The sequence below is a fragment of the Streptomyces sp. NEAU-YJ-81 genome (genome assembly GCF_017592595.1).
Classification (GTDB): Bacteria; Actinomycetota; Actinomycetes; order Streptomycetales; family Streptomycetaceae; genus Streptomyces; species Streptomyces hygroscopicus_B.
In genome coordinates this window covers 147,750-167,955 of the sequence record NZ_JAGFNO010000001.1, presented here as the reverse complement: position 1 = coordinate 167,955, position 20,206 = coordinate 147,750, and the positions used below count along the sequence as shown (strand labels likewise).

Genomic DNA, 20,206 nt, shown 5'->3' with positions numbered 1-20,206 from the left:
ACCTGTCCCCGGGCGCGTCTCGCAACGTCCCGGTGTTGTCGCTCGCCGAGAACGACACCCGCGTGGAAGCCGGTGTGCGAAGTACTCCCGGTGTTTTCACTGTACTGCCCATCGTGCGCGTCGGCCTGGCCTCCGACGCGCACGGAAGAACTGCCGACACGACTGATCACCGACGACCGGATCGCGCGTCTTGATGCCTCATGCGCCTGCGCCTGTCTCAGGCGGGGTCGAACAGCGTTGCCGCCCTGCTACCAGTAGTGCCGACGCCCACCGACTGCGTGCCCGACGGCGCCAAGGACCCAGAGGATCGCTCCGATGACGAGGACGATGATTCCAATGGTCCACAGGATGGCAATGCCGGTCAGAAAGCCGACGACGAGGAGAATGATCCCGAGGACGATCATGGGGTCCTCCGATCTTTCGAGAATGCTCCATTTCCACTGTCGCCCCGAATCAGGCACTACGCCAACTCGTTCCCTCACTGCTGCGAGGGGGCGGAGCCGGACCTGACGTCATTCGGCACGGTGCGGGCCATGGCGGGCAACGCCCAAGCGGACATCCGTGGGGAGGCGGTCCCAACCAGCTGATTGGCGGGCTCGATCGGCGGCGTCGCGCAGGTCCTTCAGTACGTGCTCCGGAGTACTACCGGGGCTGAGGGTGAGGCCGATACGGGCCCGCGGGTGAGTGGGAGGCCCGAGGAAGCGTGTCCGGGCCCGCCGGACGCCGGGCAGCGCGTCGAGGTCGGTGGTGAGGGCGTCGCGCAGCGCGTGGTCGTTGACCGTCACGGTGTCCCGGGGGGTGTGTCCGACGGACAGCCGGCGGGAGTGCCGTCGCCGGGGTTGGGACAGCAGCCACCACAGGGCGAGCAGCATGAGCAGGGTCAGTGCTGCGATGGCGGCCGGCCACCACCAGCCCTGGTCAGTCCACTGGATCTGGTCGGCGCGGGGGATCAGGACGTTGTACGGAGTGGTGAGCGGCCAGCCGGCGGGCGGTGTGAGGTGCAGGCGACGGTAGCTGTCGGCACCGCCGGCGAGCACCAGAAGGCCGCCGCCCAGCAGTACGAGTCCGAGCAGGGCCAGAAGAACGCGGTTGGTCGTGGTGTGTTCCCTCATCGTCTTCTCCGGTGCATATCGGGGCCCCGGCGCTACGGCCGTCAGGTCGGGCTCCGGTGTACGCGGACCGCCAGCCGCGGGGTCCGGGCCAGGGCGAGGTGGTCGCGTTCTTCGCGCCGGACGGCGTCGGCGAGTTCGTCCTTGACGTCGGCTGGGTCGCGGAAGCGCACGTCGGCACGGACTGTGACCCGGCGGCGGCGCACCCGGACCCGCGCCGCGCTGACCCCGGGGACCCGCAGGGCGGCGTCGCGCAGGATCAGCGCCGCACCCTTGCGGTCGAGCACGGCACGCATCCGCCCGTGGCCGTCGGTGGGGACCCGCAACGGCAATCGGGGACGCAGGCCGGGGGTGAGGGCCAGGACGATCAGCCACAGGCCGAGGGCGGCCGCGATCGCGGCGCCGGTGAGGATCCAGACGTCGTCCACCGGGCGGGTGGCGAGTTCGTCGGTCAAACGTGTCCACCAGGCAGCGGCCTGGTGTCCGGTGCGTATCCAGACCGCTTCGAAGAGCAGCGCGCCCGCTCCGAGCAGGATCAGTGCGGCGGCCATGCCCGCGGGGGCCCGGCGCGCTCCCCATGGACGGCGGGAGCGTTCTTCCAACGCCGTTTGCTGCCGCGGCGGTTCAACGGGCGGCGCATCGTGGTGCGGCGTATTCCCGGCCGGAGCCGCCATGGTGTCCGGCCGCGGTCGAGGGGGATCGCCGCCGGGGCCCGGCGGGGTGTTCGGGGTGCGGGAAGTCATGATCCTCCTGTCGCGGGCGGGTGCCGCCGGGTCATTCGACTCGTCCTCGTCGCGGGCCATGACTGGCGACGAGTCGCTGGACGGACACGGTGATGCCGTCGATACGCAGGCCGGTCAGATGGGCCACCCGTTCCGCGATGTAGTGCCGAATCTCGCCGCCGGCGCGGGCGATGTCGACGGGATAGGGCAGCTCCAAGGAGACACCGAGGCGGGCCGAGCCGTCGTGCACGGTGGCCTTGGTGCGGGGTGTCCCCAGTCCGAGCCGTGCGGGGGGCTTGCCTCCTTGCCGCGTAAGGGCTTCGTGTGCCGCCCGGACCGCGATGCGGGCCACCACGGTGTCGGGGATCAGTGTCGCGCCGCGCAGGGCGGGCGGCGGGAGGGGGGATGTGCCCGTGCCTTCGCGGGATGTGCCCGTGCCTTCGCGGGATGTGCCCGTGCCCTCGCTTCCCGGGCCGCCTCGGAGGGGACGGGACGGGGGCTGGGTGCTCATCGCACACGCCCCCTGTGCTCAGTGCCGGGGGTGGGTCCGTGGTCGCTCCGGCGGCGTTGGAAGGTCTGCGCCCGGTGTCCATCGCCTTCGCGGGTGCGTACGTAGTCGGTGACATGCACATCGCCGCGTGCCAGGTGGCCGACGATCAGGCCCACCAAGCCCAGGGCCGCCACCACGATGAAAGCCCCGAAGCCGCCGAAGTAACCGGCGAAACCCAGTGTCAGGCCGGTCAGGAGTCCCACCACAGTTGTGTTCATCGTTCATTCACCAGTCTCACGTGGTCGCCTCCTTCCCGTGCGCGACGTAGCCGCACGGCAGGGGCGGAGGCCGGGGGGAGATCACTCCACCCGGTGTTCGTCGCCTTCGCCTTCCTCCTCGTCCCCTGGCAGGTTGATGTCGTCGACGGCCACGTTCACCTCGACGACCTCCAGACCGGTCATGCGTTCCACGGCCGCGATGACATTGGTGCGGACATCCGCGGCGACGTCGACGATGGGGAATCCGTAGTCGACGACGACGTCCAGGTCCACAGCCGTCTGGTGCTCGCCCACCTCGACGTGTACACCGCGGGTGATGCTGGGCTGTCCGCCGGGCATCCGCTCACGGACGCCCCCGATGGTCCGCGCCATGCCGGAGCCGAGGTTGTGGATGCCCGGAACCTCGCGAGTCGCCATTCCGGCGATCTTCTCCGCGACGGTGTCCGCGATCGTGGTCCGCCCACGGCTGTCCGGTGCGTCGAGACTGTGCTTCGCACTGTGCTGTGCCGTTGTCTCATCGGCAGACCAGTGCCTTTCAGTGCCCGGGCGGGGCGTCGTGTCCGTCATGACGTTCTCCTTGAGGGGGAGACGGACACCGCAGCAGCGCCCGTCATAAGAATGGACACAAAAAGTCAGAAATCGTCACACTTTTCTGTGGCGTGCGTCACGTAGGCTGGTCAAGGGGCTTAGCGGGACTGCCGTCATCAAGCGGACAGGGGCGGGAGCCGCGGTGACGCCGTCCAGGACGCGAATCGTGTGGGAAGCGAACAGTGGATGCGAAGCAGGGAGGACTCTCACCCACCCGGTACGCGGCTTTGTGCCAGCCCACCGGGTCGGATCCTCCCCCGGCCGAGAGGATGGGTGAGACCGGAGACGACCTTCGTGATCTGGACAACGGACTGCTGGTGGCCCGGGCCGCCGAAGGTGACGACGACGCGTTCGCCGTACTGGTCCAGCGTCACAGCGGACCGCTGCTGGGGTTGGCGTACCACATGCTGGGCAACCTCTCGGACGCCGAGGAGGCGGTGCAGGATGCCCTCATCAGCGCATGGCGGCGGCTTCCGGAGTTCCGCGGGGACGCCTCGTTCCGCACCTGGATGTACCGCATCGTGACCAACCGATGCCTCAATGTCCGGCGCGGGCAGGCCCGTTCCGTTTCCTTGGACGCCGTTTCCGAGCCGGCGGCCCACGATGCCGGTGGCGAACCCGCCCGGGCAGCCGAAAGCGCGGCCGCCGCGGCGGCGTTGACTCAAGCGCTCCGGGACCTGCGGCCCACCCAGCGTGCCTGCTGGATCCTGAGGGAGCTGCACGGGCTGTCGTACGAGGAGATCGCGCATGTGGTGGGCGAGAGCGAGCAGACCGTACGCGGCAGGCTGTTCCGGGCCCGGCGCACCCTGATGAAGGAGATGGCCTCATGGCGCTAGACGACCCGCGTGCCACGCCCCTGTGCGACGCTCCGACCGCCCAGGACGCCGACGCGGCACGGCTCATCGGGGACGAACGGCTGCCCTGCGGGCGGCTGGTGGGCCACGCCTGGGAGCAGGCCCGCGCCGCCGGCGATCAGCCCGACCCTCACACGGAGGGCTGCGCGTTCTGTCGGCAGGCGGTCGAGGGACTGACAGCCCTGGACAGCACCACCCGCACCCTGCGTGCGGAACGCCCCAGCGCCCACACTGTCGCGGACCGGGTTATGCGCGCGGTGCGCGCCGAGGTACGGCTCGGTCGCATACTGCCCCTGGACGATCCCACACGAGAACTGCGGATCGCGGAGGCGGCGGCGGCGAAGGTCCTGCGCCGGGCCGCCGACCGGGTCCCCGGAGTGCGCGCCGCGAGCTGCCGCCTGGCCCCTGAGAAGGGGAGCACCAGGGTGACCATCGCCATGACCCTCGCCGTCACGCTCGACCAACCCCTGCCCGGCAGGGCCACCGAGGTGCGCCGGGCCGTCGCTCATGCCGCTGGGCACGAGCTCGGCCTCGCCGTCAGCACCATCGACCTGAGAATCGTGTCCGTACTGGAGCCCCTGGAGCCCCTGAAGCCCCTGAAGCCCACAGCCTCCGAGGAACCCACGCTACGAGACGGGAGCGGACGGTGACCGCCGTCCATACGGCCGGTGTCGAGCGGACTGCCGCCCGAGCGGCGCTGGCAGTCCCGGGGGTGGCCGAACTGCAGCCCAGCCTCCGCCAGTCCCTGGCCGAAGCCGCTACCCGAGTCCGTCGAACTCTCGGCTCCGCCGCGCCGTTCCCCGAGACCGGCATCCACGCCGAACGCGCTCCCCGAACGGGCGCCTGGCACGTCGAAGTCCGCTGTGTGCTCAACGAAGACCGCCGCGCTCTGGACACCGCACGCGACGTTCATGAAAGCGTCCGATCGGCGGTCGATGCACGTGTGACCCGCCACGGGATACCCGGACCCGTCACCGTCGTCGTTACGGTTACCCGCACCACCGGACACCGCCCGTCACTCCATCCCGGGACTACCGACCCGTGATGCCGACAACCCTCCCGCAGCCCGAAACAGGCGCCGCCCCGTTCTCAGCGGCAGCCGGTCGCGTGCGGCTGACCGACCCCGGGCGGCGGTAGTAGGGACGCGGTGCGCTCACGCTCCGGTGACCGCGGCCGGCTGCGGGAACGTGACGCCGGTCAGTTCCTCGGAGACCGTCCACAGGTGCCGGGCCGTCGCCGGGTCGCTGGCCGCCGGGGGAGCGGCCGACCAGGGTCGGGGTGCCGCGCACCTCGCCGAAGCCGTCCGGGCCGACGTAGCTCGCGCCGGGGAGGTCCTGGACGGCGGCGTACAGGGTCGGCAGTGCGCCGGCCTTGTTGTCCTGGGCCACGACCCGCATGATGACGCGGCTCAGCGCGCTGCCGTCGTGGCGCTGCAGGTTCGTGTTGGCCCAGCCGGGGTGCGCGGCCAGGGCGCGCACGGGCGAGTGCGATGCGGCGAGGCGGCGCTGGAGTTCCAGTGTGAACAGCAGGTTGGCCAGCTTGGACTGGCTGTATGCCTTCCTCGGTTGGTACTCGCCGGTGAGGTTGAGGTTGTCGAAGTGGATGTGCGGGGTGCCCGGCTTCTTGTGCGCCTCGGACGACAGGGTCACCACACGGTCGGTGATGTGCGGCAGCAGCAGGTTGGTCAGGGCGAAGTGGCCCAGGTGATTGGTCCCGAACTGCGTCTCGAAGCCGTCCTTGGTGCTGGACTCCGGGGTGTTCATGACGCCGGCGTTGTTGACGAGCAGGTCCAGATCGCCCCGCCAGGCGGCGGCGAACTCACGCACGGAGGCGAGGGCGGCCAGGTCGAGCCGGCGTACCTCCACGCTGCCGTGCACGCGCGCGGCGGCGGCCTCGCCGCGCTCGGGGTCCCGTACCGCGAGCACCACATGGGCGCCCGCGGCGGCCAGCGCCTCGACGGTGGCGATGCCGATGCCGATGCCGCTGTGGCGGCGCAGTTGAGGTCGGCGGAGTGGGTTTGGGCGGTCGCCTGTCCGCTTTGGGGTCGGGCATGGCCAAAGGCCGTACGCTGCTTGGCGACTTGGGCAGGCTTTGGACCTGCCTGCTTTGTGACCGAGTGGCCCCTGGCCTTGCCCGATGCGAGCCTTAGCCAAGGCGCTGGCTGTTGTCGCGAGGCATGGAGGCCGCGTTGGAGCGCGGCGGAGATAGGAGCGGCGGCCCGCGCTGTCGGGGGGAGAGCGCCGGTTCAAAGGAGTTGCTGCTGCGAGTCGGCGAAGGTGTCGCGGATCGCGGCGGCCTCCTCGGCATTGAGGTCGTAGGCGGCGAACTGCTTGTCGGTGTACCGCTGGACGCGGGCGAGTGAGTCGGCGAACATGCGGTGGTCGAAGCCTGCGTCGTTCTGGGCGGCGAGTTCCATGAGCTGTTCGCGGGTGTAGCCGGCCTTACAACAGCCCCGCGACGTCGATGACGTCGCGGACCTCGGCTCGGGTGAACAGTGCGCTGGTCTTGCCTGCGGCGACATCGTCGCGGTGCAGGACTGGGCCCAGGTCGGAGTCGACTGGTGTGTGGTGCAGGAATTCAGCGACAAGCTCCACCTTGCTCTGCGTCCCCGAGCCAGGGTCGGTGACGTTCAACCTGGTGTAGGTGTGGGTCAAGTGGGCTTGTTCAACGGTGTATCCGGCGGCTTCGTAGGCGGTGGTGATCCGCTCCGCGGCCTGGCTCATCCCCCGCCTCGCCCTCTCGAAGGGGGCGAAGAGGTCCACGTCGTCGCTGATTCGGTTGACGATGTGGTGGGCCTGGACGGCGTAGCCGCCCGCGAGGGCGTATCCGTAGTCCTCGGCGAGCGCGTCCAGGCCGATGCGGATCAGTTGTCGGTGCAGCTCGTCCACTAGGCGGCCGCTGTCGTGGCGCCCGGTTCGCGGAGCTCGGGGAAGCGGGTTTCCCACGCCGTCTTGACCGGGAGGGGGAGGAACAGCTCGCGCCACACTTTCCGCAGGGACATCGCGTTCAGATATGCGTCGAGGTCCTGGCGTGTCTGGGCCTCGCGGATGACCCGCTCGTACATCAGCCGGAGGTCGGCCTCGTCGGTCAGGTCGTAGACGTAGCGCGGTCCCCAGTCGATGTGGCGCGGCAGCGTGACACTGCCGACCGTCGGCCCGGCCAGCCCGTCGAGCGACTTCGGCAGTACGTACGGCTTCGCCGCTGCATACCTGCTCATGGATCCAGCATGCCCGAGGGGACTGCCGAGCGCATCGACAGTGCGGATCGGCGCACGGGGGAGTGAACGTGGCCGCCGGACACGCGCGACAGCCATCTGGCACGGAACGGGCACGGTGACCTTTGAACCGTCTGGGCAACTGAACCATCTGGGCAACAAACAAGGCCCAGGTCTCTGACCTGGGCCTTCGCTGTGGAGCGGGTGACGGGAATCGAACCCGCGCTCTGAGCTTGGGAATCACGGGGTCTAGTGCGCTGAAAACCCACTCTGACCTGCTGGGACGGGTGGAGAAGAGCCCCACCGTCCGGCTCGTGGCAGCCCTTGATTGACCGTGGTTCACCGCCCCATCGGGCACGCATCGGGCACGACCCTGCTCCGCGGTCTTACTGGGCAGCAAGCATTGAGCCATCGCGCATACGTCAGCGCGAGGAGCCGCGTCAGGCGGACCGACACCCGCTTTCGGAGTTCGATCAACGGGCGACCACTGCGGCCTGTGGTGCGCAGGCCACTCCGGCTGTGGAGGCAGGGCAGGTCACTGGCTCATTTTGACTGGGGCGAACTGTCGTTGACCATGGTTGACCGCACTATGCGGCACGGCTGTGGCACGCACCGTCACATACAGCGCGCTCCACTGGTTAGTTTGTGGATCGCCGAACCACGCGAACTCGCAGGCCGGTCCCGTCGTTCCCGACCGAGATCGCATGGTGTGCGATGCGATTCCCATTCGCTCCGTCCGAGACGGCTTGCCATGAGTCGCGTAGTCGATTAGCTCGTCTCAGGTAGGAACTGATTTTCCCTTCACGAAGACTTTCGTACACTCCCTTCTCGACACCTCTAAATATTTCGAGAGAAGCGCCATTGGGGAGTGGCATCGAATACTCGACACCGATGAATTTATGCGAGCGAATCCTAGATTCGGAACTTACCGTGAAGTCTTGCCAGTCCGGAGTCAAACCATCTATCGGGAGACGTTCGTGCTCACTGGCTCTCGTAGTAGCAAACCGCGAAGCCGAGCTATTATCTCCAGCGAATCTCAGGATGGAATGAGCAGCATTCCTCGCAAGGGTGCGAAACAGCCACTTTTTGCCGTCCTCGGGTATCCGGAAAACGACTGGCAGGTCGTCTACGTTCGCTTCATAACCGGCACGGGAGGATCGCAACTCCTCCTCGTCGGGCTCGCCCTCTATGCCAGAGAGCTCTCTTCGCCGTGCCATGAATTGCTCAAAAGTTGGCCTGCCCGATGTCCACTGCTGCGGCCCTGGATCCGCTGATATTAGCTCATCGAATTGCCCGTACTCACCAGTCCACAGATCGTCATCGCCAGGCGGATCAAACACGTTTATCGATATTCCCGCCGTAGAGAGGCGAGAGGCTACTATAAGACTCGGCAGAGTCCGTGATCCCAATTCGATAGAACCTACTTGCAAAGAGGCGGTAGCCAGCTGCTGTCTGGCGTGATACGCGCTGCCGTGGGTCCCTTTGCATTCTAGTGCATATACTTTACAGCCCGAGGTTCCGCCTCCAGCGCGCTGTCCGACCAAGAAGTAGTCCGGACGCATTGTTGTCTTATTTTTCTGCCGGACCGGCCCTACTCCGTCAATGAAACCAGCATGCAAGGCCACATCTACGTCTACGCTGGAAAACAGCCAGCCAGGATATTTTCGTTCAAGTATCCGCTTGGCTACCACCAGAGCCAAGCCAATGCCTAATTGCTCAGATTGGACCATCTTGTGATGATGGACAACATCAGACCCGCTTTTAGTTAAGGCCAGGATCCTTTTTTGGTTACTAGCCAGGGTCGCACAGTAACGTACATGGGCCCAGTGGCGGGCTATATCTGCAAACGGTGAGGCCGTAATAAAAGTGGTCGCCAGCCCCAATTCGCGTAGCACTTCTGCCGGGCTAGATACGATTCCGTTGAACAGGGAAGAGTCTATTGGATACACCGGCTTCCGATACAGATAGGAAGCTCCGCGTTTAGGGCCGGTCCTCTCGCGGGCCTCCCTTTCGACTTCTTTCGCGAGTTCTGCCTCAGAGTTCACAACGAGGTTGGCAGGGGTCCCTAACTCTTGTACTAAGGAACTGAAGTCCACGTGTACTCTCCCCCAATAAAGTTGCACCCTCCAGGGGTCCCGACAGTAAGTTCCTAGGCTCAAGGGCGCAAGACCACCTCCCCGGCGCACAGTTGCAGGGACGCTGCTCAGTCAGCGCCTCCTGCCGCCTGCTCAGGCAACAAGGGAGTAGGCAACTGGTCCGCCGGCCCCGCCAAGCTCCAGCCTGAGCCGTACGACTGGTGGGGCTTCAGCCTGACTTTTCTGGCCGCGCTCCTCTCCTGACAGTTTCATGCCGCGGCCGTCAGTAGCTTGTGCAGCATGGTGGCGCTAGTACGCGCTCTACCAAGCCACAACTGACCTACGGCGGCCGTGACCTGCGGCCGCCTAACCGATCAACGCCCTGACCTGCTGCCGAGCTGTCGGCACCTGTCGACGTTGGTCACCATTGAGCGCCCTTCCACGGCCCGAGGACGGCCCGGGAGGGCGCTCGCGTGTGCTGCCAGCATGCAGTCGGCGTAGTCACCGCAACTACGCGCAAGTCGCCTATACTCAGGACATGTTGGCGCGCCTACCTTCCCGCTATGAGGACCTCGACCCTGCCTTCAGGGGTCGTCTCCGGCCGAATCGTCAGTTGCTCGCGCAGGTCCAGCGGGCCCACGCCAGCATGCAGATCACGGGCGGAATTCGTTTCCTACCCATCTTTGGTCGGAGCGGGTCGGGGAAGAGTTCGGCTGCTCGTGAGCTGGCTACACACCTTCCCGAATGCAAGGTCGTCGAACTTAGTCGTTCAGCAATTGCATCGGAGGCCGCTCTGCTTGAAGAGTTGAGGGCAGTCGACGGGTACCGAAACCAAGCCCAGCTGATAATTGCTGTAGTGGATCAATTCGAGGAGCGAGTGGCTGAAAAGACGGCCATTCCCTCGCAGTTCGTCGAACGGCTTAGCCTTCTTGATCGTGGAGAGTTGAGGCAGCGCCCCGTTCTGTTTCTTTGGCTGACCACTAGCAGGGAATTTCAGGCGGACTTGGCTGCGGCTACTTCTAGGAATGAGCGCATCCTGCTAAGTGGCGATTTCGAGCTTTCCGGGCCCGCGCGGGGTGAGTGGCCTGAAATTGTCGAAGAGACTTTCGCTTTCCACAACAAGAACCAACCACTTGCTGACTTTGAAGTCCTCTCTTCAGATGTGGAGGATTTCTCCGATAAGTCTCCCACTATCGGCGCTGCAATTGAGAAGGTTGCAGAAGAGCTCGCTTCCTACACCACTAAGTTGCATGACATCTCGCGCTATCAAGTCGTGATGTTGTGGCCGGTGACAGATGGTCTTCGCATTACACGAGTTGCGGGCTTCACTAATGCGCGAGACGGGTACAAGCTCGATTGGAATGCGTTTTATCGCGAGCTCAACGAAGACGATCGACAGAGTCTTCCGCTCTCTGAGCTCAACCGGGCGCGACTCTACTTCGATGTTCGCCTCGTGCCCATTGCTGCTGCTGACCTCCACCCTCTTTGCAAGGATCTCGATAAGGCTGACGTAACGCCGAGCCGCTCCTACTTGGACCGTCTGGAGAACTCGCACTTCGCGTCGATCATCAGCGAGCACTGGGACCCCAGCACCTTTAGCCCTCTGCGGGAGCGTGAGTCTGCGAGGGCGCGGAACGCGAGAGAGTGGTACGAAGGTGTAACCACTATGCCCACCCAGCTTGGTAGGCGTATTGCGCTCTGCTTGAAGGCGATTGGTTTCGACGCTGAGCATGAGCAGGAGATTAAGACGCCTCATAGTAAGGTCAGGGCAGACGTTCTAGTTCAGCGGCCTGGTGCCCAGCAGGACTCGGTGATCGTCGAGCTGAAGGCATACTCGACGGAGAATACGCGGCCATCTTCAATCAAGGATGCTATTCGCACTACGTTGAAGCGTCACGCCCAGCTCGCAGGGTTCCTGGGTCGCCAGTGAGCGTGACGTAGGTCGGTGGAGCGGCTTTGGGCTGGAGCTGCTTTGGGGCGAGTGATCATGGCCCCGTAAGCTTGCGGCGCGTCGGGCAGTCTGTGGACCTGCCCGGTAAAGCACGACGTTGGGGCCATGATCTTAGAGGCTCGCCCCAAAGTGGCTGCCTAAAGCCGTGGAGCCGACCGGCGCCAGCCACGACGTACCCCTTCTCTGACGTCAGGCGGCTGATTGCTGTGTGCGCGGCACGGGCGGCGGCTGGGCTGGAGCGGGGCGGAGACAGGAGCGCAGGCCCGGCCGGGGGCCGGGCCGCGCGCGGTGAGCGGAGCGAGCCGCCTTGAACCCGTAAAGAAGGTTGTAACTCAGTGGCCGTTGGCCTGGTGTCGGGCGATCTTGTGTGTGGTGGGGCAGGTGAACTGTTCGGCGCATGCCGGAAGGCGTCGGGATTCGCGATGGGCGAGGGGTAGGAAGATGACCGGCCGGATGATCCATTCGATGTGAGTGTCGTGCTGGGTGAGTGCGAACGTGGTCGCTTCGCCGTTGGTGAGGGCGTCTTCGGCTTCCTTGTGGCCGTAGGTGACCCAGTCCCATGCCTTGTGGGCTGTTTCGCGGTCGAGTGCTGAGGCGATGGTTCGCACGGTGATGCGGACCCAGTTGGTGGCCTCGCTGGGGCTGTTGGTTTCGATGGAGGCGAGGAGGACCGAGCGGGGGCCTGTGGCTGGTGAACGGCTCCAGCACTCGCACCAGTAGCCGGGGTGCAGCAGGGGCCTCAGCATGTGGTGACTCCTGCCTGCTCGGGTGCTACGAGTTGGGCGGTGACGGTGCGGCCGTGCTGGCTGCCGGTGATGTCCAGGCGGCGGGCGAGTGCCATGACGATGCTTAATCCGCGGCCGTGGGTGTCGTCTGCGTCGGCCTCCGTATGGCGGGGTTCTTCGGGGTGGCCTCCCTCGTCGGTGACGGAGATCGCGACGGTGCGGGGTGAGAGAGACAGCGTGAGCTGGAAGGTTCCGTAGGGGCTGCCGCTTGCGGTGTGGGTGAGGGCGTTGCTGCCGAGTTCGCTCACGATCAGCTCGGCGTCGTCGGCGCATGGGTGGTTGCTGAGGATGTCGCGGGTCCAGCGGCGAGCGCGGGTGACTTCTTCTCGGGATCCTGGGCACATCAGGCCCCAAACTCGCGGAGCACTCATATACTCGTCCATACAAGTTCCTTCGTGCTGGTAGGGGCTATGGGGCGTGGGTGCGTGCTAGATGAGTCGTACGCCGTCGTGGGCGCGGATGGCCGGCGGGGATGTGTTGTCGAGCGCGTCCAGGACGCGGATCGCGTATGCCTCGTCGGCGAGCTCGGTGACCTCGTCGCGGGTGGCCCAGCGCAGAGCGCGGGTCTCGGCTCCGGTGGTCGGGGCGCCGTCGATGGCCTCGCAGCGGAAGACTATGGAGACGATCAGGCCGGTCATGTTCTTGTAGACGCCGGTGAGGGTCGCGGGAAGCGCGATCTTGACTCCGGTCTCTTCGAGGACTTCCCGTTGCAGGGCGTCGGGGATGGTTTCCTCGCGTTCGAGCACGCCGCCGGGCGGTTCCCACTTACCGTTGTCGCGTCGCTTGATCAGCAGCGCACGGCCCGCGTCGTCGACGATGACTCCGGCGACGCTCACGGAGTGCGGGCGCTCAGTGCTCACGTTCCTCGGCCCTCTCGGCTGGCTAGGCTCTCCACCGTAGCAATCCCGGTCAGCCGCTCGTCTAGATACCTAAAGGAGTATGTGTACATGCCTTCCCTGACTTCCGTTCTGGGTGTATTGGACCCGACGAGTGACCGGGCGGTGTTCCGGCAGATCGCCGACGCGCTGCGGGAAGCGATCGACAAAGGGCGTTTCCGGGAGGGCGACAAGCTGCCCTCGGAGACTGAGCTGGTCGACCACTTCGGTGTCTCGCGGATGACCGTGCGGAACGCTCTGTCGCTGCTCCAGCAAGAGGGGCTGGCCGTGTCTGAGCACGGCAAGGGGGTCTTCGTGCGGCCCCGGCCGCCTGTGCGGCGGCTGGCTTCGGACCGGTTCGCGCGGCGGCATCGGGATCAGGGGAAGGCTGCCTTCACCGTGGAGGCCGAGGCGGCGGGCAGTCGCCCGGAGGTGGACAACCTCGAGGTGAAGGAGGAGCGGCCGTCGCCGGACATCTCGGCTCGGCTGGGTTCGCCTCGTAAGGTGCTGGCTCGGCGGCGGCGCTATCTGCTGGATGGGCGGCCGGTGGAGTTCGCCACCTCGTATCTGCCGCTCGACCTGGCGCGGAACACCCCGATCGCGCAGCCCAACCCCGGCCCCGGTGGCATCTATGCCCGGCTGGAGGAGATGGGGCACCGCCTGGATCACTTCGATGAGGAGATCCGGGCCCGGATGCCCTCGCCTGCCGAGGTGCGTACGCTCCAGCTCGCTTCCGGGGTGCCGGTGATTCATCTGGTCCGGACTGCCTACGACGGTGAGGGGCGGGCGGTGGAGGTGTGTGACACCGTGATGGCCGCTGACGCGTACGTCCTCGCCTACCAGCTTCCTGCCAACTGACGCATGGCCGGGGCGTTGTGGCCCCGGGCTGCTTCTTCTGACTCGTACACACGAAGACGCATACTCGTATAGACGAGTGGGCAAGCTGTGTGGCATGGTGGTCCCCGTTCCCGCTCGTTCGGGTTCGAAGGCCGCAACTCATCTACACAACTAGGTGCGTTGTTCGTGAGAGAAGGAGAAGTAGTTGCGTTCCATCCGAGTTGAGACCTCTGGCGCCACGGTTCTGCTGACTGAGGCGCCGGAGCCGAAGGTGAAGGACCGGCAGACCGGCGAGATTGCCAAGGACGCACAGAGCGGCGAGACGCTGATGCGGCTCGGCGTCGTCTACATCGACGGCGGGGAATCCTCGCTGCTCCAGGTCACCGTGCCGGAGAGCGGCGTGACGGAGGGGCTGGCCCTCGGTTCGCCGGTCACGCTGATCGGGCTGATCGCCCGGCCCTGGGACACCGTGTTCAACGGGCAGCAGCGGCACGGCATCGCCTTCCGCGCCGAGGCCATCGCCCCGGCCGCCATATCCGTCGGCGCGGGGGCCTGAACCTGATGGCTGACGTGATGACGCTGATGGAGGTGGGCGGTCCGGTCGCCGCTACGGTCGGCGGAGCCGCCTACCTCCGGGCCCAGCATCCGGCCGCCTACTGGTCCACGATCGGGATGCCCATCTCGACGGCCCGGCTGCTGGGGTCGTACGGGTCCGTGATGGACGCGTGCGGGCTGACCGTTCCGCCGTCCCGGCTGCGGGCCTGGGCAGTGCAGGCACTCACGCACCGGGAAGTCCGGCCGGTGCCTCCTCGTCGGGGGCTTATCCGTCCGACGTCGACCGGGCTGCGGGTCCGGTTGCGGCTGGCGCCGGGGCAGGAACCGGCGGACGTGGCGGCCTCGGCCGAACGGCTTCGGCATGCCTGGGGCGTGCACGGCGCCTACGTGGAGGAGATCAAACCGGGCGTGGTCGAGCTGCGGCTGATCGGCTTCGATGTACTCCGGAAGGTCCGGATGCCTCGTAAGACCGGTGGCGGGTTTCTCAAGGTGCCGGTGGCGCTGCGGGAGGACGCGACGGCGTTCGTCCGGGACTACAGGGCCATCCCGCACCAGCTCACCCTAGGCGCGACGCTGTCGGGGAAGTCGATGTTCCTGCGGCACTTGATCGCCGGGCTCGCTCGGCAGCCGGTAGCGCTGGTCGGGATCGACTGCAAGCGGGGTGTCGAGTTGGCGCCGTTCGCCCCACGGCTCTCGGCCCTGGCGACTGATCCTGAGCAGGCGGCGGAGCTGCTGCCTGTGCTGGTCGGGCTGATGGAGGACCGGTACGACCTGATCAAGGCCCGGCAGGGCATCGCTCCCAGTACCCCGGATGAGGAGATCACTTCTGATGTCTGGGGGCTGCCGGAGGATGAGCAGCCGGTGCCGGTGGTGCTGCTTGTGGACGAGGTGGCCGAACTCTTCCTCGTCGCCACGCGGAAGGACGAGGAACGGCGGGACGAGATGGTCACCCAGCTCATCCGCCTCGCCCAACTCGGCCGCGCGGCAGGCATCTACCTGGAGGTGTGCGGACAGCGGTTCGGAGCCGAGCTGGGCAAGGGCGCCACGATGCTCCGGGCTCAGCTGACCGGCCGGGTCTGCCACCGCGTGAACGATGAAGCCTCCGCCAAGATGGCCCTTGGCGATATCGCCCCCGAAGCGGTCGGCGCGGCCTGCGCCATCGCCCCCGAACGGCCCGGTCTTGCGGTCGCGGGGGACACGTCCGGCGGCTGGTCCCGCATCCGTCCGCCTCATCTTTCACTCGCCGATGCTGCGGCCGTCTGCCGCGACCATGCCCATCTCGTGCCGGACCTGCCCGCGCTGGAAGCGTTCCGGCCGACCGTGCCGGCCGTACCGGTGAGCGCTCCGGCGTCCCTGCTCAAGCCGCTTCCGGCCGCCGAGTAATCCACCCGCCCGACGGCTGGCGCGACCGTACCCGCGCCGTGTCCTTACCCCCGCCATGCCTGAAAGCGAAGGGGAGTCCCTGTGCCTCGTCCCACCATTTCCGAGGTCTCCGCGCTCTTGGCCGACCTGGCCGACTTCCGTACACGCGGGGCCGGGAGTAACGCCGAGTTGATGAACCGCAAAGCGGACCTGTTGGAGCGCATCGCCGCTGCCCAGCCCGATGACGTTGAGGCCGCTGAGGTCGCCGCCGCCGCTCGCGCACGTGCCGACGAACTCACCGCAGACGGCTGACTCACTGGAAGGAGCTTCTACCCATGCGCGCTTACCTGGCGCGGGTTGACGCGGTGCTCGTGCAAGCGGTCATCGCTGCCGCGCTGTCTTTCGCCCACCTGCATGACCTGGCCTCGGCGGCCGGGCAGGACGGGTGGAAGGCGTGGGCCTATCCGGTCTCCGTTGACCTGCTGCTCGTGGCGGCCTGGAAGCGGCTCCGGTCGGGGGCGTCCAAGGCTGCGGGCTGGTGCTGGTTCGTCGTTGCCCTGGCCGCGTCGCTCGGGGCGAACGTCGCCACCGCCGGGCTGCTCGACCTGGCCGACGTACCGGACTGGCTGCGCATCCTCGTCGCCGGATGGCCTGCCGTCGCCTTCCTCGGCGGCACGCTCCTCGCACACACCACACCAGCGGCCGAGGCCGCTCCGGTCCCGGCCCAATCCGCCGAAGTCGTATCACTCTCGGCCGCACCGGAAACCGCGGGGCCACCCGCCGCCCCGGAGCCCGAGCCGGAAACGCCCACGCTGCACGTTCCGGCTGCGCTCGTGAACCACGCGCGCAAGCTCGCCGACGAACATCTCGCTCGTACTGGCTCGCCCATCGACACAGCCACCTTGCGCGCCCGTCTCGGCGTCCCCGCGCCGCTGGCTGACGCCATCGCCTCCCGCCTCTGACAGGAGTCCACCATGCTCCGCCGTTTCCGCAACATCCTGCGCGTTGGTCCGGTCCGTGTTGGCACCGCCAACGACCAACGCGGGCGCGTGAAGCACACCGCCGTGTGCACCGCTCCGCGCTGTGACTTCTCCGCCGACTACGACACCCGTGCCGCCGCCGAGCTGGCCGCTCGTACGCACCGCTGCCCCGTCCGCTGAAAGGAGAGATTGCCTGTGACCGTGAGCCTGCCCCTGGTCCTCGTCCTCGGCGCCGTCGCCTGGATCGCGATCAAGTTCATGGGCGTCCGCCTGTGGGTCGCCGTCGTGATCGCGCTGTTCGGCTTCTGGCTCGCCCACACCGGCCTCGCGCCGTCTGTGGAGTCCGGTACGCGCTCCGGCGTCGACTCCGTCAACGAACAACACGACTAGACGAGTAGCTGAGAGGAGATCGCTGTGTTCCGACCGAAGTACCCAGAGGCCCCCAAGCCGTCGATCGTCCACGTGCCCACGGCCGTCCCGGCGGCCCAGCAGAGTCACGCTGCGGCCTGCTCCTGCCAACACGCCCCCGCGCCCGCTCCAACTCGCCCGGCCGGGGTCTTGAGCGGGCTCAACGCCGGAACGGTCGGCGCCGTGGTCACGGTCGGCATCGTCCTCACGGCCCTGCTCGCCGCTGTTGCCGTGACGGCCGTCTCCGTCGCCGTGGCCGCTGTCGTCATGCGCTCGCTCCTGGCCAGCCAACGCCGCCGCTGATCCCGCACGAACACGACTGCCGGGGCGGCCTCGATACCGCCAAGCATCCGCCGCCCCGGCAGCCCAACCCCTCCCGACCCAAGAGCCGAAAGAGGAGACCCCGTCATCACCCGCACCACCCCGCCTCCGCTGCCCGAACTCCGCAGCCTGGCAGCCCTCGGGACCATGCCCGCACTGCTCCGCCAACTCTCCGGCCTCGGCGGCTGCACCAACCCCATCCGCCTCGACGGCCACCGCACCGAACACCACCTCAACCAGGACACCGGCGAGATCGGCCGCGTCCTCCGACACCTCGACTCCGCCGAACTGCCCGCCGGGCACCTCCTGGTCCGCTGCAACAACCGCCGTGTCACCCGCTGTGCGGCCTGCGCCGAGACCTACCGCCGCGACACCTTCCACCTGATCACCGCCGGACTACGTGGCGGCAAGGGCATCCCGGAAGACGTCGCCACTCACCCTCGCGTCTTCGCCACCTTCACCGCGCCCAGCTTCGGCCCGGTCCACAACCGGCCCACCGGTCCGGCTGGCACGGTCCGTCGGTGCCGGTGCGGCGTCCGCCACGATCAGGAGGACGACGCGCTTGGTACGCCGCTGGCCCCGGACAGGTACGACTACGAATCCGCGGTGCTCTGGAACGCTCACGCGGGCCTGCTGTGGCGGCGGTTCTCGATCTACCTGCGGCGGGAGGTCGCCAAGCGGGCCGGGCTCACGCAACGGGCCTTCCGCGAGCACGCCCGGCTGTCCTTCGCCAAAGTGGCCGAGTACCAAAAGCGCGGCGCTGTCCACTTCCATGCCGTGATCCGCCTCGACGGCCCCGGCGGCAGCCACACTCCGCCTCCGACCTGGGCCACGGTCGAGCTGCTGGCCGACGCTATCGAGGCGGCTACGCCCAAGGCGCAGGTCGCCGGGCCGGTCATCGACGGGCAGGCCCACACCTTCGCCTTCGGTGACGAACTCGACGTACGGCCCATCCGAGGCGCCGACTTCAACGGCGGCCAGGAGCTGACGGATCGGGCCGTGGCCGCATACATCGCCAAGTACGCCACCAAGGGCGCCGAGACGGCGACCGGGGCCCTGGACCGGCCCATACGGCTCATCGCCGAAGTCGCCCAACTCGACATCAGCGAGCACGCCCGCCGCCTCATACGCACCGCCTGGGCCCTCGGCGCCCGCAAAGACCTGGAACACCTCCGGCTCAGTGCCTGGGCTCACATGCTCGGCTTCCGGGGCCACTTCTCCACCAAATCCCGCCGCTACTCCACCACCCTCGGCGCCCTCCATGACGCCCGCGCTGCCTGGCGTCGTGCTCAGGCTGCGGCCGACGACTCCGGCCCGGCCGAGACCACGCTGGTCCTCGCCCACTGGGTCTACGCCGGTACCGGCCTCACGCCCGCCGAGGAATGGCTGACTGCCACGATCGCCCCCGCTCCCGGAACGGAAGGAGAACCGACCCATGCGTGACCGGTACCTCAGCGTTGCTCAGGTGGCCGAGCTGCTGGGCACCACGGACCGTTTCCCTCGACGGCTGGTCGCCGAGCGGCGCATCAAGTACGTCAAGGTGGGTCGTCACGTCCGTATCCCGGAGAGCGTCATTCAGGAGTACATCGACGCCAACACGGTTCAGCCTCGGCGTCGGCGCCTTGGGCGGGCTGCCTGATGCCGAAGAAGAAGCCATCGAAGAAGCGGCGCTTCGGGCGTGTTCGCAAGCTGCCCTCCGGTCGCTATCAGGCGCGGTACCTCGGCCCCGATGGCATCGACCGCCCGGCACCAGTCACCTTCGCCACGGCCGGGGAGGCAGATGACTGGCTGGCAGAGCAGCAGACGGAGGTACGCAAAGGCGACTGGCAGGACCCCGACGCGGGGGCGGTCAACTTCGCTGAGTACGCCGCGCAGTGGGTCGACGAACGGGACCTCTCCGCGACCACTGAAGAGCTGTACCGGCGCCTTCTGCGGCTGCACATACTGCCCACCTTCCGGGCCTGGGAGCTGGACGAGATCACCCCGCCCCGGGTGCGCACATGGCGAGCTGAGCGGCTCAAGGCTACGGGGGAAACGACCGTCGCCAAGTCGTATCGGCTGGTGAAAGCGATCCTGGAAACGGCTGTTGAGGATGAGCTGATCCGCCGCAATCCGTGCCGGATTCGAGGGGCGGGCAAGGAGTCGGCTCCTGAGCGGGCCATCGCCACCGTGGACCAGGTGGATGCCCTCGCGGACGCGATCGGACCCCGCTGGCGCCTCATGGTCTACATCGCGGCGTACGGGCCCGCACGGCCGGAGGAGCAAGCCGCGTTGCGGCGGCCTGACGTGGACCTCGAAACGGTCGGCGTCTGGGTCCGGCGGGCCGCTCCTGAGCTGACGACCGGGCGGCGGGTGGTCGGTGACACCAAGTCCGAGGCGGGCAAGCGGTTCATCGTCCTGCCCGGCTTCCTCCGGAAGGACTTGGAGCGTCATCTGAAGTGGTTCGCCGAAAAGGAGCCCAACGGGCTTCTGTTTGTGGGTGAGAAGGGGGCACCGTTCCGGCGGTCCTCCTTTGGGCGGAAGTGGCGTCGGGCACGGGCCAAGGTCGGGCTGCCGGAAGATTTTCGTTTCTACGATCTTCGTCACACCGGACATACCCTCTCGACCCAATCCGGGGCGACGCTCAAGGACACCATGGTCCGTGCCGGCCAGTCCTCCGAGCGGGCCGCGCTGATCTATCAGCACTCCAACCTCGACCGTCAGAAGGAGATCGCCGCCGCCCTGGACGCTCGGGTACGGGCACACCGCGCGGCGGCCGAGAGCCCATCGGGCACGCAACGGGCACGGGAGGCATAGAGAGGT

At 67.3% G+C, this 20,206-nt stretch carries 26 protein-coding genes and 1 pseudogene; 14 read left to right on the top strand and 13 right to left on the bottom strand.

Features of this window, described 5'->3' with window-relative positions:
• Positions 1-248: 248 nt before the first annotated feature.
• The 6 genes from J5X86_RS00735 to J5X86_RS00710 form a co-directional block, all read right to left on the bottom strand.
• Positions 249-404 carry a DUF6131 family protein gene (locus tag J5X86_RS00735; RefSeq protein ID WP_208514902.1) on the bottom strand — a complete coding sequence of 52 codons (156 nt, stop codon included), beginning with the start codon at positions 402-404 and terminating at the stop codon, positions 249-251.
• A 108-nt stretch (positions 405-512) separates the two neighbouring features.
• Positions 513-1,112, bottom strand: a complete 600-nt coding sequence (locus J5X86_RS00730) for an alkaline shock response membrane anchor protein AmaP (RefSeq protein WP_208514901.1) — start codon at positions 1,110-1,112, stop codon at positions 513-515.
• A gap of 41 nt (positions 1,113-1,153) precedes the next feature.
• Positions 1,154-1,660 carry a DUF6286 domain-containing protein gene (locus tag J5X86_RS00725; RefSeq protein WP_208514900.1) on the bottom strand — a complete coding sequence of 169 codons (507 nt, stop codon included), beginning with the start codon at positions 1,658-1,660 and terminating at the stop codon, positions 1,154-1,156.
• Between the two features lie 223 nt (positions 1,661-1,883).
• A complete protein-coding gene (locus J5X86_RS00720; protein ID WP_208514899.1) occupies positions 1,884-2,342 on the bottom strand; it encodes an Asp23/Gls24 family envelope stress response protein in 459 nt (152 codons plus the stop codon).
• Positions 2,339-2,599, bottom strand: a complete 261-nt coding sequence (locus J5X86_RS00715) for a hypothetical protein (RefSeq protein ID WP_208515687.1) — start codon at positions 2,597-2,599, stop codon at positions 2,339-2,341. Before J5X86_RS00715 ends, J5X86_RS00720 begins: the two co-directional genes overlap by 4 nt.
• 81 nt (positions 2,600-2,680) lie before the next feature.
• Entirely contained in the window at positions 2,681-3,166 is a 486-nt protein-coding gene (locus J5X86_RS00710) for an Asp23/Gls24 family envelope stress response protein (protein WP_208514898.1), read from the bottom strand.
• 290 nt (positions 3,167-3,456) lie between these two features.
• On the opposite strand from J5X86_RS00710, the gene J5X86_RS00705 reads away from it, so the two are divergent.
• Together J5X86_RS00705 and J5X86_RS00700 are read left to right on the top strand one after the other, a co-directional pair.
• Positions 3,457-4,023: an RNA polymerase sigma factor gene (locus tag J5X86_RS00705; protein ID WP_208514897.1), complete on the top strand. Its 567-nt coding sequence runs from the start codon at positions 3,457-3,459 to the stop codon at positions 4,021-4,023.
• On the top strand, positions 4,014-4,691 hold the full coding sequence (locus J5X86_RS00700; protein WP_208514896.1) for a hypothetical protein: 678 nt from the start codon (positions 4,014-4,016) through the stop codon (positions 4,689-4,691). Before J5X86_RS00705 ends, J5X86_RS00700 begins: the two co-directional genes overlap by 10 nt.
• Before the next feature lie 503 nt (positions 4,692-5,194).
• On the opposite strand, the pseudogene J5X86_RS00695 reads toward J5X86_RS00700, so the two are convergent.
• From J5X86_RS00695 to J5X86_RS50295, 4 genes and pseudogenes are all read right to left on the bottom strand, one after another.
• Positions 5,195-6,038: pseudogene (locus J5X86_RS00695) on the bottom strand (oxidoreductase).
• 248 nt (positions 6,039-6,286) lie between these two features.
• Positions 6,287-6,457, bottom strand: a complete 171-nt coding sequence (locus J5X86_RS50305; protein ID WP_243979173.1) for a hypothetical protein — start codon at positions 6,455-6,457, stop codon at positions 6,287-6,289.
• A gap of 25 nt (positions 6,458-6,482) precedes the next feature.
• On the bottom strand, positions 6,483-6,929 hold the full coding sequence (locus tag J5X86_RS50300; RefSeq protein WP_308124409.1) for a nucleotidyl transferase AbiEii/AbiGii toxin family protein: 447 nt from the start codon (positions 6,927-6,929) through the stop codon (positions 6,483-6,485).
• Positions 6,929-7,258 carry a hypothetical protein gene (locus J5X86_RS50295; RefSeq protein WP_243979172.1) on the bottom strand — a complete coding sequence of 110 codons (330 nt, stop codon included), beginning with the start codon at positions 7,256-7,258 and terminating at the stop codon, positions 6,929-6,931. Before J5X86_RS50295 ends, J5X86_RS50300 begins: the two co-directional genes overlap by 1 nt.
• Positions 7,259-10,186: 2,928 nt before the next feature.
• On the opposite strand from J5X86_RS50295, the gene J5X86_RS00685 reads away from it, so the two are divergent.
• A complete protein-coding gene (locus J5X86_RS00685) occupies positions 10,187-11,260 on the top strand; it encodes a hypothetical protein (protein ID WP_199817090.1) in 1,074 nt (357 codons plus the stop codon).
• A 353-nt stretch (positions 11,261-11,613) separates the two neighbouring features.
• Here J5X86_RS00685 and J5X86_RS00680 read toward each other — a convergent pair whose 3' ends face one another.
• The 3 genes from J5X86_RS00680 to J5X86_RS00670 are packed head-to-tail and all read right to left on the bottom strand — an operon-like array spanning position 11,614 to position 12,902.
• The gene (locus J5X86_RS00680) at positions 11,614-12,027 is read right to left on the bottom strand and encodes a hypothetical protein (RefSeq protein ID WP_119990276.1); all 414 of its coding nucleotides are present in this window, start codon (positions 12,025-12,027) and stop codon (positions 11,614-11,616) included.
• On the bottom strand, positions 12,021-12,449 hold the full coding sequence (locus J5X86_RS00675) for an ATP-binding protein (protein WP_208514895.1): 429 nt from the start codon (positions 12,447-12,449) through the stop codon (positions 12,021-12,023). Before J5X86_RS00675 ends, J5X86_RS00680 begins: the two co-directional genes overlap by 7 nt.
• Positions 12,450-12,494: 45 nt before the next feature.
• Positions 12,495-12,902 (bottom strand): NUDIX hydrolase, encoded by a 408-nt coding sequence (locus tag J5X86_RS00670; RefSeq protein WP_208515615.1) that lies wholly within the window; start codon positions 12,900-12,902, stop codon positions 12,495-12,497.
• A gap of 111 nt (positions 12,903-13,013) precedes the next feature.
• Between J5X86_RS00670 and J5X86_RS00665 the strand changes: the two genes are divergently transcribed.
• The 11 genes from J5X86_RS00665 (at position 13,014) to J5X86_RS00615 (ending at position 20,200) form a co-directional block, all read left to right on the top strand.
• Complete coding sequence (locus J5X86_RS00665; protein WP_119990282.1) at positions 13,014-13,799, top strand: GntR family transcriptional regulator; 786 nt, start codon at positions 13,014-13,016, stop codon at positions 13,797-13,799.
• A 184-nt stretch (positions 13,800-13,983) separates the two neighbouring features.
• Positions 13,984-14,334, top strand: coding sequence for a hypothetical protein (locus J5X86_RS00660; RefSeq protein ID WP_030836282.1), 351 nt, complete (start codon positions 13,984-13,986; stop codon positions 14,332-14,334).
• Between the two features lie 5 nt (positions 14,335-14,339).
• Complete coding sequence (locus J5X86_RS00655) at positions 14,340-15,716, top strand: FtsK/SpoIIIE domain-containing protein (RefSeq protein WP_119990284.1); 1,377 nt, start codon at positions 14,340-14,342, stop codon at positions 15,714-15,716.
• 81 nt (positions 15,717-15,797) lie between these two features.
• Positions 15,798-16,007, top strand: a complete 210-nt coding sequence (locus J5X86_RS00650) for a hypothetical protein (RefSeq protein WP_119990286.1) — start codon at positions 15,798-15,800, stop codon at positions 16,005-16,007.
• 23 nt (positions 16,008-16,030) lie between these two features.
• On the top strand, positions 16,031-16,657 hold the full coding sequence (locus J5X86_RS00645) for a DUF2637 domain-containing protein (protein ID WP_119990288.1): 627 nt from the start codon (positions 16,031-16,033) through the stop codon (positions 16,655-16,657).
• Between the two features lie 12 nt (positions 16,658-16,669).
• The gene (locus J5X86_RS00640) at positions 16,670-16,855 is read left to right on the top strand and encodes a mobile element transfer protein (RefSeq protein WP_069875102.1); all 186 of its coding nucleotides are present in this window, start codon (positions 16,670-16,672) and stop codon (positions 16,853-16,855) included.
• Between the two features lie 15 nt (positions 16,856-16,870).
• Positions 16,871-17,065, top strand: a complete 195-nt coding sequence (locus tag J5X86_RS00635) for a hypothetical protein (RefSeq protein ID WP_020869652.1) — start codon at positions 16,871-16,873, stop codon at positions 17,063-17,065.
• A 24-nt stretch (positions 17,066-17,089) separates the two neighbouring features.
• Positions 17,090-17,386, top strand: coding sequence for a hypothetical protein (locus J5X86_RS00630; RefSeq protein WP_119990290.1), 297 nt, complete (start codon positions 17,090-17,092; stop codon positions 17,384-17,386).
• Between the two features lie 165 nt (positions 17,387-17,551).
• A complete protein-coding gene (locus tag J5X86_RS00625; protein WP_208514894.1) occupies positions 17,552-18,847 on the top strand; it encodes a replication initiator in 1,296 nt (431 codons plus the stop codon).
• Complete coding sequence (locus J5X86_RS00620) at positions 18,840-19,043, top strand: excisionase family DNA-binding protein (RefSeq protein ID WP_030836256.1); 204 nt, start codon at positions 18,840-18,842, stop codon at positions 19,041-19,043. The genes J5X86_RS00625 and J5X86_RS00620 overlap by 8 nt, the downstream gene beginning before the upstream one ends.
• The gene (locus tag J5X86_RS00615) at positions 19,043-20,200 is read left to right on the top strand and encodes a tyrosine-type recombinase/integrase (protein ID WP_208514893.1); all 1,158 of its coding nucleotides are present in this window, start codon (positions 19,043-19,045) and stop codon (positions 20,198-20,200) included. The genes J5X86_RS00620 and J5X86_RS00615 overlap by 1 nt, the downstream gene beginning before the upstream one ends.
• Positions 20,201-20,206: the final 6 nt, after the last annotated feature.

Coding starts and splice junctions, on each gene's coding strand:
- J5X86_RS00680 (WP_119990276.1), bottom strand. CDS start 12,027: ATGCTGAGGCCCCTGCTGCACCCCGGCTACTGGTGCGAGTGCTGGAGC.
- J5X86_RS00615 (WP_208514893.1), top strand. CDS start 19,043: ATGCCGAAGAAGAAGCCATCGAAGAAGCGGCGCTTCGGGCGTGTTCGC.
- J5X86_RS00705 (WP_208514897.1), top strand. CDS start 3,457: ATGGGTGAGACCGGAGACGACCTTCGTGATCTGGACAACGGACTGCTG.
- J5X86_RS00725 (WP_208514900.1), bottom strand. CDS start 1,660: ATGGCCGCCGCACTGATCCTGCTCGGAGCGGGCGCGCTGCTCTTCGAA.
- J5X86_RS00710 (WP_208514898.1), bottom strand. CDS start 3,166: ATGACGGACACGACGCCCCGCCCGGGCACTGAAAGGCACTGGTCTGCC.
- J5X86_RS00735 (WP_208514902.1), bottom strand. CDS start 404: ATGATCGTCCTCGGGATCATTCTCCTCGTCGTCGGCTTTCTGACCGGC.
- J5X86_RS00625 (WP_208514894.1), top strand. CDS start 17,552: ATGCCCGCACTGCTCCGCCAACTCTCCGGCCTCGGCGGCTGCACCAAC.
- J5X86_RS00675 (WP_208514895.1), bottom strand. CDS start 12,449: ATGGACGAGTATATGAGTGCTCCGCGAGTTTGGGGCCTGATGTGCCCA.
- J5X86_RS00640 (WP_069875102.1), top strand. CDS start 16,670: ATGCTCCGCCGTTTCCGCAACATCCTGCGCGTTGGTCCGGTCCGTGTT.
- J5X86_RS00715 (WP_208515687.1), bottom strand. CDS start 2,599: ATGAACACAACTGTGGTGGGACTCCTGACCGGCCTGACACTGGGTTTC.
- J5X86_RS00655 (WP_119990284.1), top strand. CDS start 14,340: ATGGCTGACGTGATGACGCTGATGGAGGTGGGCGGTCCGGTCGCCGCT.
- J5X86_RS50305 (WP_243979173.1), bottom strand. CDS start 6,457: ATGGAACTCGCCGCCCAGAACGACGCAGGCTTCGACCACCGCATGTTC.
- J5X86_RS00645 (WP_119990288.1), top strand. CDS start 16,031: ATGCGCGCTTACCTGGCGCGGGTTGACGCGGTGCTCGTGCAAGCGGTC.
- J5X86_RS00665 (WP_119990282.1), top strand. CDS start 13,014: ATGCCTTCCCTGACTTCCGTTCTGGGTGTATTGGACCCGACGAGTGAC.
- J5X86_RS00730 (WP_208514901.1), bottom strand. CDS start 1,112: ATGAGGGAACACACCACGACCAACCGCGTTCTTCTGGCCCTGCTCGGA.
- J5X86_RS00620 (WP_030836256.1), top strand. CDS start 18,840: ATGCGTGACCGGTACCTCAGCGTTGCTCAGGTGGCCGAGCTGCTGGGC.
- J5X86_RS50295 (WP_243979172.1), bottom strand. CDS start 7,258: ATGAGCAGGTATGCAGCGGCGAAGCCGTACGTACTGCCGAAGTCGCTC.
- J5X86_RS00720 (WP_208514899.1), bottom strand. CDS start 2,342: ATGAGCACCCAGCCCCCGTCCCGTCCCCTCCGAGGCGGCCCGGGAAGC.
- J5X86_RS00700 (WP_208514896.1), top strand. CDS start 4,014: ATGGCGCTAGACGACCCGCGTGCCACGCCCCTGTGCGACGCTCCGACC.